The organism is Blastococcus aggregatus (assembly GCF_900221005.1).
Taxonomy (GTDB): domain Bacteria; phylum Actinomycetota; class Actinomycetes; order Mycobacteriales; family Geodermatophilaceae; genus Blastococcus; species Blastococcus aggregatus.
The window spans coordinates 89,022-103,291 of record NZ_OBQI01000005.1 but is presented as its reverse complement, the minus strand read 5'-3'; the positions used below and the strand labels follow the sequence as shown (position 1 = coordinate 103,291).

The window sequence follows — 14,270 nt, the reverse complement described above, 5'->3', positions numbered from 1 at the left end:
CACCGCCGGTCTCTTCCTCCCGCTGTCGAATGAGGAGCACGCCCGCCCGTGTCCGGAGTCGCACCTGCCCCCGAGGGCATCACCAACCCGCCGATCGACGAGCTGCTCGAGCGCACCAGCAGCAAGTACGGCCTGGTCATCTTCGCCGCGAAGCGCGCGCGCCAGATCAACGCCTACTACAGCCAGCTCTCCGAGGGCCTGCTGGAGTACGTCGGCCCGCTGGTCGACACCGCGCCCCAGGAGAAGCCCCTCTCGATCGCGCTCCGCGAGATCAACGAGGGTCTGCTGACCCACACCGCCGGCGAGAACTGAGCCGGCCGGCCTCCCGGCCACCCCAGAACTGATGACGACGCCCCCGGTCCCGGCCGGGGGCGTCGTCATGTCTGCGGCAGGATGAGCGCATGAGCCGGATCGTGCTGGGCGTCAGCGGTGGCGTGGCCGCGTACAAGGCGGCCCTCCTGCTGCGTGCGTTCACCGAGGCGGGCCACGACGTCCGCGTCGTCCCCACCCCGGGCGCGCTGCACTTCGTCGGGGCGGCGACCTTCGAGGCGCTGTCCGGCAACCCGGTCACCACCGACGTCTGGTCCGACGTGCCCGAGGTCGCGCACGTCCGCATCGGCCAGGAGGCCGACCTCGTCGTCGTGGCGCCGGCCACCGCCGACCTGCTCGCCCGCGCCGCCGCCGGCCGGGCCGACGACCTGCTCACCGCCACGCTGCTCACCGCGCACTGCCCCGTGGTCTTCGTGCCGGCGATGCACACCGAGATGTGGCTGCACCCCGCCACCCAGGACAACGTCGCCACGCTCCGCCGTCGCGGTTCGATCGTGCTGCCGCCCGCGGTCGGCCGGCTCACCGGTCCCGACTCCGGCCCCGGCCGCCTCCCCGAACCGGTCGACGTCGCCGCCCTGGCGGCCGTCGTCCTCGCGGGCGGGGCGTCGGCCCTGGCACCGGACCTGGCCGGCCGCCGCGTGGTCATCAGCGCCGGCGGCACCCGCGAGCCGCTCGACCCGGTCCGATACCTGGGCAACCGCTCCTCGGGCATGCAGGGCTGGGCACTGGCCCGGGTGGCGGCGGCCCGCGGCGCCGAGGTGGTCCTGGTCGCGGCGAACGTCGACCTCGCTGCGCCGTTCGGTGTCCGCGTGGTCCCCGTCGGCACCGCCGAGGAGCTGCGCGAGGCGATGCACGCCGAGTCCCGGGACGCGGACGTGGTCGTCATGAGCGCCGCGGTCGCCGACTTCCGCCCGGCCAGCGTCGCCGGCGCGAAGATGAAGAAGGACTCGGCCGGCGAGCCGGACTCGGTGCCGCTGGTGCGCAACGCCGACGTCCTCGCCGAGCTGGTGACGAAACGCCGCCCGGGGCAGCTGGTGGTCGGCTTCGCCGCCGAGACCGGGGACGCCGATGCCGACGTGCTCACCCACGCCCGCGCCAAGCTGGCCCGCAAGGGCTGCGACCTGCTCGTGGTCAACGACGTCTCCGCCGGGCAGGTGTTCGGCAAGGCCGACAACACCGTCGTCGTCCTGGCCGCCGACGGCCCGGCTGCGGAGATCGGGCCCGGCCCGAAGGACCTGATCGCCGCCGGCATCTGGACGACGATCGCCGCCCGGACGGCCCCGGCCTGACCCGGCCGGTCCACAGCACCACCCGCGCCGACCGACTCCCGGTCTCGTCCGGGTACCGTGCCCCCACGAGTCGGAGTACCGAGCGGCTCGATGTTCTGCGCCAGCGACCAGTCTTGTGCCCAGCGACCCAGGAGTACCGACATGCCACGCCGTCTCTTCACGTCCGAGTCGGTCACCGAGGGGCACCCGGACAAGATCGCCGACCAGATCAGCGACTCGATCCTGGACGCCATGCTCGCCCAGGACCCCAAGAGCCGCGTCGCCGTCGAGACGCTGATCATGACCGGCCAGGTGCACATCGCCGGTGAGGTCACCACCGCCGGCTACGTGGACATCGCCGAGATCGTCCGCGAGACCATCCTGCGGATCGGCTACGACTCCTCCCGCAAGGGCTTCGACGGCGCCTCCTGCGGCGTCAGCGTCTCCATCGGCGCGCAGTCGCCCGACATCGCCCAGGGCGTCGACACCGGCTACGAGGCCCGCACCACCGGCTCGGCCGACGACGCGATCGAGCGCCAGGGCGCCGGTGACCAGGGCCTGATGTTCGGCTACGCCACCGACGAGACCCCCGAGCTCATGCCGCTGCCGATCGCGCTGGCCCACCGCCTGGCCCGTCGCCTGTCGGCCGTGCGCAAGGACGGCTCGGTGCCCTACCTGCGTCCCGACGGCAAGACCCAGGTCACCGTGGTCTACGAGGACGACCGCCCGGTCGCCGTCGACACCGTGGTGGTCTCCTCGCAGCACGCCGAGGACATCTCGATCGAGCAGCTGCTCGCCCCCGACATCAAGGAGCTCGTCGTCGAGCCGGAGCTGGCCGCCCTCGGTCTGCCCACCGACGGCTACCGCCTCCTGGTGAACCCGACCGGCAAGTTCGTCATCGGCGGCCCCATGGGCGACGCCGGCCTGACCGGCCGCAAGATCATCGTCGACACCTACGGCGGCATGGCCCGCCACGGCGGCGGCGCCTTCTCGGGCAAGGACCCGTCGAAGGTGGACCGCTCCGGGGCCTACGCGATGCGCTGGGTGGCCAAGAACGTCGTCGCCGCCGGCCTGGCCAAGCGCTGCGAGGTGCAGGTCGCCTACGCGATCGGCGCCGCGCACCCGGTGGGCCTGTTCGTCGAGACCTTCGGCACCGGCACCGTGGCCGACGACGTGCTCGAGAAGGCGATCAGCACCGTGTTCGACCTGCGCCCCGGCGCGATCGTCCGCGACCTGGACCTGCTGCGCCCGATCTACGCCCCGACCGCGGCCTACGGCCACTTCGGCCGCACCGACGTCGACCTGCCGTGGGAGCGCACTGACCGCGTCGAGGCCCTCCGCTCGGCCGTGGGCGCGTAACAGCGCTGGACGCACCCGCTCCACCCGACGACCCGGGTCCCGCGCGCCTGCCGCGCGTGGCCCGGGTCGTCGTCGACGTGCCCCTGGCGCACCTGGACCGGCCCTTCGACTACGCCGTCCCCGACAAGCTCGTGGACACGGTGCAGGCCGGGTGCCGGGTGCGGGTGCGGTTCCACGGCCGACTGGTCGACGGCGTCGTCTGGGAGCTCGGGGACACCACCGACTTCACCGGCAGCCTGCAGCCGCTGTCGCACGTGCCCTCCGGCGAGCCGGTGCTCACCCCGCAGGTGGCTCGGCTGGTGCGCACTGTCGCCGACCGCTACGCCGGCACCGCCAGCGACGTGCTGCGCCTGGCCCTGCCGCCGCGCCGGTCGGCCGCCGAGAAGCGGGAGAGCCCCACCCCGGACGCCCTCCCCGAGCCGCCGGACCCCGCCGGGTTCGCGCGCTACACGGCCGGGCCGGCGCTGCTCGACGCGCTGGCCGAGGGGCGTCCCGCGCGAGCGGTGTGGACGGCGCTGCCCGGCGAGGACTGGCCCGCCCGGTTGGTGGAGCTGTGCCGGGCAGCGCTCTCCGGACGGCGCGGTGCGCTGGTCGTGGTCCCCGACGGCCGTGACCTCGACCGGCTCGCCGCCGCGGCGACCGCGCTGCTGCCCGCGCACTCGTTCACCGTGCTGCGCGCCGACGACTCCCCGGAGAAGCGCTACCGCGCCTTCCTGGCCGCTTCGCGCGGCGCGGCGCAGGTGGTGCTGGGCACCCGGGCGGCGATGTTCGCGCCGGTCCGCGACCTGGGCCTGGTCGTGATCTGGGACGACGGCGACGACCTGCACTCCGAGGAGCGCGCGCCCTATCCGCACGCCCGCGACGTGCTGGTCCAGCGGGCGTGGCTCGACGACTGCGCCGCCGTCGTCGCCGGGACGACCCGGACGGCGGAGGGCGCGCTGCTGGTGGAGTCCGGCTGGGCGCACGAACTGGTCGCCGACCGCGCCGTCCTGCGCCTGGCTGCGCCGCGCGTGCAGGCACTGGGCGAGGACTTCGAGCTGGCCCGGGACGCGGCGGCCCGCTCGGCCCGGCTGCCGTCGCTGGCGCACGAGGCGGCCCGGAAGGCGCTGGCCGCCGACACCCCCGTGCTGGTGCAGGTGCCCCGCCGCGGGTACGTGCCCTCGCTGGCCTGCGGGCGCTGCCGGGCGCCGGCCCGCTGCGCGCACTGCGCCGGGCCGCTGGGCATCTCGCCGCGGCCGGGCCCGGGTGGCACGCGGATCCCGGCGTGCCGCTGGTGCGCCCGCCCGGCGGCCACCTTCGACTGCCCGCACTGCCACGGCACCAAGCTGCGCGCCTCGGTGATCGGTGACGCGCGGACGGCGGAGGAGCTGGCCCGCGCCTTTCCCGGGGCGGCGATGCGCACGTCGGGCAGCACGTCGGGGGTCCTGGCGACGGTGCCGGGCGGTGCCTCGCTCGTGGTGGCGACGCCGGGTGCCGAGCCGGTCGCCGAGGGCGGCTACGGCGCTGCGCTGCTGCTCGACTCGTGGGCGCTGCTGGGCCGGGCGGACCTGCGGGCGGGGGAGGAGACGCTGCGGCGCTGGATGAACGCCGCCGCGCTCGTGCGCCCGGCCTCGGCCGGGGGGCACGTCGTCGTCGCGGCCGACGCCGGGCATCCCGTCGTCCAGGCGCTGGTGCGGTGGGACCCGGCCTGGCTGGCCGCCCGCGAGCTGACCGACCGCCGCGAGCTCGGTTTCCCGCCGGTGACCCGGATGGCATCGGTCGCCGGCTCCCCGGCGGCGCTGGCGGAGTTCCTCGCGGCGCTCCGGCTGCCGGAGGACGCCGACCTGCTGGGGCCGGTGCCGGAGCGGCCGCGACCGGGGCAGGAGGGCGAGCGGGAGCGCTACCTGGTGCGCGTGCCGCGGGCGTCGGGCGCCGCGCTGGCGCACGCGCTGGCCGAGGTGCAGGGCGTGCGCAGCGCGAAGAAGGTGCCCGAGCACGTGCGGGTGCAGCTCGACCCGCTCGACCTCGTCTGACCGGCCCCGCGACCCCGCCTACGATCGACCGGTGAGCGTCACCCCGATCCGGCTGTTCGGCGACCCCGTCCTGCGCACTCCCGCGGATCCGGTCGTCGACTTCGACGCCGAGCTGCGGCAGCTGGTCGCCGACCTCACCGAGACGATGTACGCCGCTGGCGGCGCCGGGCTGGCCGCCCCGCAGATCGGCGTCGGCCTGCGCGTGTTCACCTGGTTCGTCGACGGCGAGGTGGGTCACCTGATCAACCCCGACGTCGCCGCCGTGGGCGAGGAGATCCAGGACGGCCCCGAGGGCTGCCTGTCGATCCCGGGCCTGCGCTACGACTGCCGGCGGCACCTGCACGTGGTCGCCTCGGGCTGGAACATGCACGGCGACCCGGTGCGGATCGAGGGCTCGGAGCTGCTGGCCCGTGCCATCCAGCACGAGACCGACCACCTCGACGGCGTCCTGTTCGTCGACCGGCTCGACGAGGTCGCCCGCACCGCTGCCCTCGCCGAGCTGGAGGCCGCCGAGTGGGCCGGCATCCCCGCCTACCTCCCCGTCGTGAAAGTGAGCCCGCACTGAAGGTCCTGTTCGCCGGTACGCCGGCGCCCGCCGTCCCCTCGCTGGAGGCGCTGCTGGCCTCCGACCACGAGGTCGTGGCGGTGCTCAGCCGCCCCGACGCGCGGTCGGGCCGCGGCCTGACCGCCAGCCGCTCGCCGGTGGCCGAGCGCGCCGACGCCGCCGGCATCCCGGTGCTGCAGCCCCGCTCACCCCGCGAGCCGGAGTTCCTCGAGCAGCTGGCCGGCCTGGCCGTCGACTGCGCCCCGGTGGTGGCCTACGGGGCGCTGATCCCGCAGGCCGCCCTCGACCTGCCGGTGCACGGCTGGGTCAACCTGCACTTCTCGCTGCTGCCCGCCTGGCGCGGTGCGGCGCCGGTGCAGCACGCGATCATGGCCGGCGACGAGATCACCGGGGCGGCGACCTTCCGCCTGGAGGCGGGGCTGGACACCGGCCCGGTCTTCGGCACGGTCACCGAGCCCATCGGGCCGCGGGACACCGCCGGCGACCTGCTGGAGCGGCTGTCCGTCAGCGGCGCCCAGCTCCTGGTCGCGACGCTCGACGGCATCGCGGCCGGTGCCCTGGAGGCACGGCCGCAGCCGGCCGAGGGCATCAGCCTCGCGCCGAAGGTGGAACCTGCGGACGCCCGGGTCGACTGGTCGCTGCCGGCGCACGTCGTCGACCGGCGGGTCCGCGGGGTGACGCCGGCCCCCGGCGCCTGGACGACGTGGCGCGGGGACCGGCTGCGGCTCGGGCCCGTCACGCCGGTGGCCGACGCGCCGTCGCTGGCTCCCGGTGAACTGGCGGTGGTGGACCGCGAGGTCCTCGTGGGCACGGGCACCGGTGCCGTGCGACTGGGCGACGTCCAGCCCGCGGGCAAGCGGATGATCCCGGCGAGCGACTGGGCGCGCGGCGCCCGGCTCGCCGCCGGCGACCGGCTGGGGGACGCGTGACCCGCCCGCCGCAGCGTCCGGCCGGTGGCCCGCCGCGCGGGAAGCGCCCGCACCCGGCCACGAAGCGCCGTCCCCTGGACGGGGCCCGGCTGACCGCCTACGACGTGCTGGACGGCGTCTCCTCGCGCGACGCCTACGCCAACCTGCTGCTGCCCCAGCTGCTGCGCGAGCGGAAGCTGGACACCCGGGACGCGGCGTTCACCACGCAGCTCGCCTACGGCACCTTGCGGGCCGCCGGCACCCTGGACGCGATCCTGACCGGCCTGGTCAGCCGCCCGCTGGCCGAGCTCGACCCCCGGGTGCTCGACCTGCTCCGGCTCGGGGCCTACCAGCTGATCGACCTGCGGGTGCCGTCGCACGCCGCCGTCGACACGACCGTCGACCTCACGCGGTCCATCGTGGGCAGCGGCGCCTCCGGTCTGGTCAACGCCGTGCTGCGCAAGGTGGCCGCCGGCGGCGACCGCGCGGCCTGGCTGGCCACCCTCGGGGGCGACGCCGAGCAGCAGCTCGCCCTGGCCACCGACCATCCGCGCTGGATCGTGGACGCCTGGCGGGACGCCCTCGGCGGCGACGCCGAGCTGGAGCCGGCGCTGCTCGCCGACGACGCCGCACCCGAGGTGCACCTGGTCGCCCGCCGGCTGACCCGCGAGGAACTGGTGGAGGAGTCGGGCGGGGAGCCCGGCCCGTGGTCGCCGTTCGCTGTTCGGCTGTCCGGCGGTGATCCCGGCCGGCTGGTGTCGGTGCGCAACAGCCGCGCCGCGGTGCAGGACGAGGGCAGCCAGCTGGCGGCCCTGCTGCTCGCCCGGGCGCCGCTCGAGGGCCCGGACACCGCCTGGCTGGACATGTGCGCCGGCCCCGGTGGCAAGGCGGGCCTGCTGGCGGCGCTCCGGCCCGACGGGGTGCGGCTCACCGCGGCCGACCGCGCGCCGCATCGCGCCGACCTGGTCCGGCAGACGCTGTGGGACGAGGCCGACGTCGAGGTGCTCGCCGCCGACGGCCGCGAGGCGCCGTGGCAGGCCGGGTCGTTCGACCGCGTGCTGCTCGACGCGCCGTGCACCGGGCTGGGCGCGCTGCGCCGCCGTCCCGAGGTGCGCTGGCGCCGCACGCCCGAGGACGTCGCGCCGCTGGTGGAGCTGCAGCTGGAGCTGCTGGCGAGCGCGCTGGCCTCGGTCCGGGTCGGGGGAGTGGTCGCCTACGTGACCTGCTCGCCGCACACGGAGGAGACCGTCGGCGTGGTCGACGTCGCCGCGGCGCGGGACGACGTGGAGGTGCTGCCGGTCGCGCCGCTGTTCCCGGACGTCCCGGACATGGCGCGTGGGGACTACGGGCAGCTGTGGCCGCACCGCCACGGCACCGACGCCATGTTCATGGCGCTGCTCCGCCGCACGGGCTGAGCCGGGCGGCTCAGAGGACCACGAGGACGACGACGAGGACGTAGGCCGCCAGGAGCGCGAGCAGCCGCCGGCCGCCGAGCCAGGGTTCCCACCACGGCACCGGCGGGGGGAACCGGGACGGTCCGGCCGGGTCCGCCGACCAGCGGTGCGCGGCAGCGAGCTGCCGGGAGTGCCAGACGGCGAGCGCGGCGTAGGCGGCGACGAGCACGCCCGCGGCCGGCAGTGCGGAGGGCCGGTCCCAGTCGGTCTGCACCAGCACCGACAGCGGCAGGATCGGGAGCGCACGGCCCATCCACCGCAGGCGCAGGGACCGCCGGGCCAGCACATCCACCCGTGCGCGCAGGGCCGGCCCGGGATCGACGTGCGCGCGGAGTGCGTGCTGCACCCGTGCCGCGGTGTCCTGGCGGGCCCGGAGCCCGGGGACCGTGGCCGCCGCGAGCGGGACGGCGAGCACCCCCACGGCGACGGCGACGAGCAGCCAGCGGGCCGCGGGTCCGTGCAGACCGGCGTAGTCGCCGGTCAGCAGCACCCGGGACGCGCCGAGGCCGATCACCAGCGCGGGCAGGGCGAGCATCGTCCGGCGGCCGCGGCGCTCCACGTCCGCCCAGTCGACCGCCGGTGCCGGTGCCCCGGGCCTGTCGGCGTCGAGGACCCGGTTGCCGGAGAAGGCGACCGGGCGAGCCAGCGCCCGCTGCTCACTCTCGGTCATCAGATCGCCCGACGGCCACGTCGGGCGTCGATCGGACGGTGACGGCGGGGGGCGCACGATCACGCACGGTAGGGCCCCGACGGCGGCCGTGCCCGTTCCGCACTCGACCGTGTGACAGCCGGTGGGGGAGGAGCCCGGCGGCCCGCGGATCAGGCGACGGTCGCGAAGGCCCGGACGGGGAAGGTCGCCAGGCCCTCGGCGGCCACCGGGACTGCGGTGAACACGGCGCCAATGTCGGGGAGTCCGGCCAGCCCGGTGAGGTGCTCGACGACCGGGATGCCGGCGCCCAGCAGCACGGTGTGCGCCGGGCGGGCGCCGCCGAGGGTGTCGTCGATGTTGACCGAGTCGATGCCCACGAGCGTCGCGCCGCCGTCGACGAGGGCGCGGCAGGCGTCCTCGGTGAGGTGCGGGTGGTCGGGCTCCAGGTAGCGCTCGGTGCCCCAGTGCTCGTCCCACCCGGTGTGCACGAGCACCGCGCGGCCGGCGACGTCCAGGCCGGCGAAGACGGAGGCGTCGAGGGCGTGCCCGCGCCCGGCCGCGCGCACGACGACGGCGGGCAGCCCGGCGCAGCGCTCCAGCGGCAGGGCCGCGAGGTCGTGCCCGTCCCGGAACCGGTGTGCCGGGGTGTCCAGGTACGTGCCGGTGTTGCCGACCATCGAGATCCGGCCGATCTGGAACTCGGTGCCCTCCGCGTAGGCGCCGTGCGAGTCGTCGAAGGCCAGGTGCAGCCCGATCTCGGGAACGGGCAGCCCGGGGTAGGTGACCATCCCGGACCGGACGACATGGCTCAGGTCGACGTAGCGCATGCCGGGATCATGGCCGACCGCCGGCGACCTCAGAAGGGCGGCGGGTCGTCGTCGGACCTGTCCGGGATGCGGGAGCCCGGTGGTCGGGTGGTGCGGGCGATCCCGCTGGGCGTGGTGACGGTGAGCACGCCGTCGGCGGTCATGGTGAACCGCCAGCCGGGGGCGTGGGTCTTGAGCCGGTGGTGCCTCCGGCACAGGCAGCAGAGGTTGGCGCAGCTGGTCGCGCCGCCGTCGGCGTGCGGGACGACGTGGTCGAGGTCCGCCCACGCGACGGAGTTGCGGCAGCCGGGATGCCGGCAGGTGCGGTCGCGGGCACTCAGGTAGCGGCGCTGGGCCGGGGTGGGTCGGTAGCGGTCCACCGTGCCCGGCGAGTCGACGATCGGGCATCCGCACCGGCCGTCCGGGTGCTGCGGGCAGCCGCGGCGCACCAGCCGCTCGAGCTCGCCCCGGGTGAGGACCGCGCGCAGGGCGCCGCTGACCGGGTCGGTGAGGGCCAGGTGCAGGGTGCCTCCGGCGGGTGCCTGCAGGCCGCCGGGGCACAGCGCGTCGAGCTGTTCGAGGAGTTCGCGCAGGTGGGCGGCGGTGATCGGCTGCCCGTCCACCTCCGCGTCGCCGCAGGAGTTCCGCAGGGTGGCGAGGTCGGCGTGCACGGTGAGGTGCGCGGTCACCGGCGGCCGGGACTCGTCCCAGGGGCGCAGCACCAGATCGCCGAGCACGCCCACCCGCAGCAGCCCGATCGGGCTGGTGTCGCCGTCGGCCTTGGCCAGCCGGGCGTACCGGTCGACAGCGTCCTGGATCGCCGCCGCCAGGGGCCGGGGGAGGAAGACGCGCAGCTCGGCCATGCCGTCCCGCGCAGGGGTCACCGTCACGTCCGACGCGCGCTGGGCCCGCTTCCGGCGCCGGTCGGCAGCGGTGTCGTCCAGGCGCTCCAGCTCGGCCCGCGCGCGCTCCCGCAGGGTCCGGATGGAGAGCGCCGCCGCGCCCGGCAGCACCGCGGCCTCGATCCGGGCCATCACCGCCGGTTCCAGTTCGTGCGCTGCGTCGCTCAGCTCGGCGGCCAGCCCGCGGGCCCTGGACCAGTCCAGTTCGCCGTCGGCCAGCGCCGCCCAGGTCGCCGGCAGCCGTTCGAGGAGCACCCAGGCGGTGTCGGCGAGCAGGGACGCCGCCGTCCTGGAGCAGTTCAGGACGACTGCCAGCTCGTCGGCGAAGAACTCGCTCACCCTCGTCACCGGCTCCTGGCCCGGACCGGGCAGCCATCCGTCCGCGGATGCCCCCGGCTCGCCCAGCTGCCGGTCGGCCGTGTCCGGCCGCCGGGCGGCCAGCCCGATGACCAGCTCGGCCTTGTAGGCGGCCAGCGCCGACTCGACCGCGACCACCCGCTGCAGCTCCGCGGCGATCTCCGCGTCACTGCGGGCGGCCACCGGCAGCACGTCACCCAACCGGCTCGGCCGCGCCGTCACCCCCTCCGGCAACGGCTGCTCCGGCCACGACGACAGCTCGAGGGGCGCGACCGACACCGCCACCCCGTAGCCGCCGCCCAGATCGAACATACGTATGACGATAGTGCGGGGATCCGACAGTTTCCGCCGGTCAGGGGCCGGTCAGAAGGGGAACTTCCGCTTGGTGTGCTGGACGCTCACCCAGTGGTCGGTGGTGAACTCCTCGATCGCCCACTCGCCACCGAACCGGCCCAGCCCGGAGTCCTTCTCGCCGCCGAAGGCTGTGTTGTTCTCGTCGTTGAGCGGGGAGTCGTTGACGTGCGTCATCCCGGCCTCGACCCGCAGGGCGAACTGGACGCCGCGCAGGGTGTCCTCGGTGAACACCGCACTCGACAGGCCGTACTCGGTGTCGTTCGCGATCGCCAGGGCGTCGTCCTCGTCGCGCGCCCGGATGATCGTCACGACCGGCCCGAACATCTCCTGCCGGGCGCTGGTCACCGAGTTGTCGCCCAGGAGCACGTGCGCGGGGAGCACCGAGCCGATCGGGCCGGTCGGGTCGCCGCCGAGCAGCTGCTGCGCGCCGTCGGCACGCGACTGCGCGATCTTCTCCTGGATGCCCTCGAGCTGGCCGCTGTTGATGATCGGCCCGATGACCGTGTCCGACTCGCGGGGGTCGCCCGCCTTCAGCGCGCGGGCACGCTCGACGAAGCGCTCCACGAACTCGTCGTGCACCGCGTCGTCCACGACGATCCGGTTGGTGATCATGCAGACCTGGCCCTGGTGGAAGAACTTGCCGAAGATCGCCGCGTCCACCGCGTAGCCGAGGTCCGCGTCGTCCAGCACCACGAGCGGCCCGTTGCCGCCCAGCTCCAGCGAGAGCTTCTTCAGGCCCGCCTTTTCCGCGATGCCCTTGCCGACCGGAGTCGAGCCGGTGAACGACACCACCCGCGGGGTCGGGTGGCTGACGATCGCGTCGCCGATGTCGCTCCCCGACCCGATGACCACCGACAGCAGGCCCTCGGGGAGGCCCGCCTCCTCGTAGACCTTGGCCAGCAGCAGGCCGCCGGTCACCGGGGTGTCCCCGGCCGGCTTGAGGACGACGGCGTTGCCCAGGGCGAGCGCCGGCGCGACCGAGCGGTTGGACAGGTGCATCGGGACGTTCCACGGGCTGATCACCGCGACCACGCCGACGGGACGGCGGTAGACGCGGCTCTCCTTGCCCTCGACGTCGGCCGGCAGGATCCGGCCCTCCACCCGGTACGGGTAGGACGACGCCTCGTGGAAGTCGCGCAGCGTGATCGCGTACTCGAACTCGGCGGCCGGGGCTGCGGCGCCGGACTCGCGGATGTGCCAGTCGACGATCTCGTCGCGGCGTTCCTCCATGATCCGGGCCGCGCGGCGCATCACCTCGGCGCGCTCGGAGGGCAGCCGCGCCGCCCAGTCCCGCTGCGCCTCCTTGGCCCGGGCGTAGGCCTCGTCGACGTCCTCGGCGTTCGCCAGCGGGATCTCGGTCAGCGTCTCGCCGGTGTAGGGATCGGTGTCGGTCGCGGTCTTCCCGGCCCGGCCGGCGCGCCATGTGCCGGCGATCGGCATCCGGTCGAAGCCGTCGTAGCGGGCGGGGGCGGAGGTGTCGGAAGCCATGGGCGGGGCCCTACCCGGTCGCGCACGACGGACACGTCCTCCGCGCAGCGGCGACAGTCGCCGTTCGCCGCCCACCTAGACTCCCTGCGTGTCCCGGCAGCCGATGATCGCCCCCAGCCTGCTCTCCGCCGACTTCGCCAACCTCGCGGCCGAGGTGCAGCGCGTCGCCGACGCCGACTGGCTGCACGTCGACGTCATGGACGCGCACTTCGTGCCGAACCTGACCCTGGGCCTGCCGGTCGCCCAGGCGATCCAGGCGGTCAGCCCCGTGCCGCTGGACTGCCACCTCATGATCGACAACCCCGAGCGCTGGGCGCCCGGGTACGCCGAGATGGGCGCGCGCAACGTCACCGTGCACGCCGAGGCCTGCACCGACCCCCGCGCCGTCGCCCGCGACCTGAAGGCCGCCGGTGCCCTGGCCGGCCTGGCGATCAAGCCCGGCACTCCGCTCGAGGACTACCTCGACGTGCTGCCCGACTTCGACACCCTGCTCGTGATGAGCGTCGAGCCCGGCTTCGGCGGCCAGTCGTTCATCGCCGACGTGCTGCCCAAGGCGCGCAAGGCCCGCGAGCTCGTGGACGCGGGGCACCTCACCCTGATCGTGGAGATCGACGGCGGCATCAACGCCGACACCATCGAGCAGGCCGCCGAGGCCGGCGTCGACATGTTCGTGGCGGGCTCGGCCGTCTACGGCGCCGAGGACCCGTCGAAGGCGATCGCCGCCCTGCGCGCGCAGGCCGCCGCGGCGATGCGCGGGTGACCGTCACCTCCGCCGAGCGCTCCGCCATGCTCCGCGCCCGCGAGCTGGGCGCCGCCGTGCTCGGCACGACCAGCCCCAACCCGGCCGTGGGCGCGGTGGTGCTGGCCGCCGACGGTTCGGTCGCCGGCGAGGGCGCCACGCAGCCGCCCGGTGGTCCGCACGCCGAGGTGCAGGCGCTGGCCGCAGCGGGGGAGCGGGCCCGGGGCGGCACCGCCGTCGTCACCCTCGAGCCGTGCGCGCACACCGGCCGCACCGGCCCCTGCGCCGACGCCCTGATCGCCGCCGGCGTGGCCCGCGTCGTCGTCGCCGTCCCCGAGCCGACGGAGCTGGCCGTCGGGGGAGCCGACCGGCTGCGCGCTGCCGGCATCGAGGTCGAGCTCGGTGTCGAGCAGGACGAGGCCGAGCTCGGCGCCCTGGGCCCCTGGCTGACCGGCGTGCGCGAGCAGCGGCCCCAGGTGATCTGGAAGGTCGCCGCCACCCTGGACGGGCGGGTGGCCGCCGCCGACGGCAGCAGCCGCTGGATCACCGGCGAGCAGACCCGCGCCGCCGTCCACCGGCTGCGGGCCACCTGCGACGCCGTCGTCGTCGGCTCGGGTACGGCGGTGACCGACGACCCCCAGCTCACCGTGCGCGACGCCGACGGCCGGAACGCCGGACGTCAGCCGCTGCGGGTGGTCGTCGACCGCCGGGGCCGGGTGCCGGAGACCGCCCGCGTGCTCGACGACGCCGCACCCACGCTCGTCAGCCGGGCCGCGGGCCCCGCCGAGCTGCTGGCCGAGCTGTACGAGCGCGACGTCCGCCGCGTGCTGCTGGAGGGCGGCCCGACCCTGGCCGCCGCCTTCCTCCGGGCCGGGCTCGTCGACGAGGTCGCGGTCCACCTCGCGCCGAAGCTGCTGGGCGCCGGCCCCTCCCTGGTGGGCGACCTGGGAATCACGGCGATCGCCGATGCGCTGCAGTTCGAGACCGTCGAGATCCTCCCGTCGGGTGGGGACGTGCAGCTCCGGCTCAGGCCCACCCGGCACACTGGGGGACGACAGTCCGTCCGGGAAGGGAGCTGA

Annotated in this window: 13 protein-coding genes; 9 read left to right on the top strand and 4 right to left on the bottom strand. The window is 75.6% G+C overall.

Going from position 1 to position 14,270, the window contains the following annotated elements; genetic code table 11:
* Positions 1-48: 48 nt before the first annotated feature.
* The 7 genes from rpoZ to CRP29_RS16160 all read left to right on the top strand — a co-directional run bounded on the left by rpoZ (position 49) and on the right by CRP29_RS16160 (position 7,857).
* Positions 49-312 (top strand): DNA-directed RNA polymerase subunit omega, encoded by a 264-nt coding sequence (gene rpoZ / locus CRP29_RS16190; protein WP_012949163.1) that lies wholly within the window; start codon positions 49-51, stop codon positions 310-312.
* A gap of 89 nt (positions 313-401) precedes the next feature.
* Entirely contained in the window at positions 402-1,619 is a 1,218-nt protein-coding gene (gene coaBC / locus CRP29_RS16185) for a bifunctional phosphopantothenoylcysteine decarboxylase/phosphopantothenate--cysteine ligase CoaBC (RefSeq protein WP_097196115.1), read from the top strand.
* Positions 1,620-1,760: 141 nt separating this feature from the next.
* Positions 1,761-2,957 (top strand): methionine adenosyltransferase, encoded by a 1,197-nt coding sequence (metK, locus tag CRP29_RS16180; protein ID WP_097196114.1) that lies wholly within the window; start codon positions 1,761-1,763, stop codon positions 2,955-2,957.
* 56 nt (positions 2,958-3,013) lie between these two features.
* The gene (locus tag CRP29_RS16175) at positions 3,014-4,969 is read left to right on the top strand and encodes a primosomal protein N' (protein WP_097196113.1); all 1,956 of its coding nucleotides are present in this window, start codon (positions 3,014-3,016) and stop codon (positions 4,967-4,969) included.
* A 31-nt stretch (positions 4,970-5,000) separates the two neighbouring features.
* Positions 5,001-5,534: a peptide deformylase gene (gene def / locus CRP29_RS16170; RefSeq protein ID WP_097196112.1), complete on the top strand. Its 534-nt coding sequence runs from the start codon at positions 5,001-5,003 to the stop codon at positions 5,532-5,534.
* On the top strand, positions 5,483-6,463 hold the full coding sequence (gene fmt, locus CRP29_RS16165; RefSeq protein WP_245852887.1) for a methionyl-tRNA formyltransferase: 981 nt from the start codon (positions 5,483-5,485) through the stop codon (positions 6,461-6,463). The genes def and fmt overlap by 52 nt, the downstream gene beginning before the upstream one ends.
* Positions 6,460-7,857, top strand: a complete 1,398-nt coding sequence (locus CRP29_RS16160) for an RsmB/NOP family class I SAM-dependent RNA methyltransferase (protein WP_097196111.1) — start codon at positions 6,460-6,462, stop codon at positions 7,855-7,857. Before fmt ends, CRP29_RS16160 begins: the two co-directional genes overlap by 4 nt.
* 10 nt (positions 7,858-7,867) lie before the next feature.
* On the opposite strand, the gene CRP29_RS16155 is transcribed toward CRP29_RS16160, so the two are convergent.
* The 4 genes from CRP29_RS16155 to CRP29_RS16140 all read right to left on the bottom strand — a co-directional run bounded on the left by CRP29_RS16155 (position 7,868) and on the right by CRP29_RS16140 (position 12,452).
* Positions 7,868-8,566, bottom strand: coding sequence for a hypothetical protein (locus CRP29_RS16155; protein ID WP_097196110.1), 699 nt, complete (start codon positions 8,564-8,566; stop codon positions 7,868-7,870).
* A gap of 149 nt (positions 8,567-8,715) precedes the next feature.
* Positions 8,716-9,372: a cyclase family protein gene (locus tag CRP29_RS16150; RefSeq protein ID WP_097196109.1), complete on the bottom strand. Its 657-nt coding sequence runs from the start codon at positions 9,370-9,372 to the stop codon at positions 8,716-8,718.
* A 29-nt stretch (positions 9,373-9,401) separates the two neighbouring features.
* The gene (locus CRP29_RS16145; protein ID WP_097196108.1) at positions 9,402-10,922 is read right to left on the bottom strand and encodes an HNH endonuclease signature motif containing protein; all 1,521 of its coding nucleotides are present in this window, start codon (positions 10,920-10,922) and stop codon (positions 9,402-9,404) included.
* A 51-nt stretch (positions 10,923-10,973) separates the two neighbouring features.
* Positions 10,974-12,452, bottom strand: coding sequence for an aldehyde dehydrogenase family protein (locus CRP29_RS16140; protein ID WP_097196107.1), 1,479 nt, complete (start codon positions 12,450-12,452; stop codon positions 10,974-10,976).
* Between the two features lie 88 nt (positions 12,453-12,540).
* Here CRP29_RS16140 and rpe point away from each other — a divergent pair, with 88 nt between their 5' ends.
* Positions 12,541-13,212, top strand: a complete 672-nt coding sequence (gene rpe / locus CRP29_RS16135; RefSeq protein WP_217991627.1) for a ribulose-phosphate 3-epimerase — start codon at positions 12,541-12,543, stop codon at positions 13,210-13,212.
* Positions 13,209-14,270 (top strand): bifunctional diaminohydroxyphosphoribosylaminopyrimidine deaminase/5-amino-6-(5-phosphoribosylamino)uracil reductase RibD, encoded by a 1,062-nt coding sequence (gene ribD, locus CRP29_RS16130; protein ID WP_245852885.1) that lies wholly within the window; start codon positions 13,209-13,211, stop codon positions 14,268-14,270. The genes rpe and ribD overlap by 4 nt, the downstream gene beginning before the upstream one ends.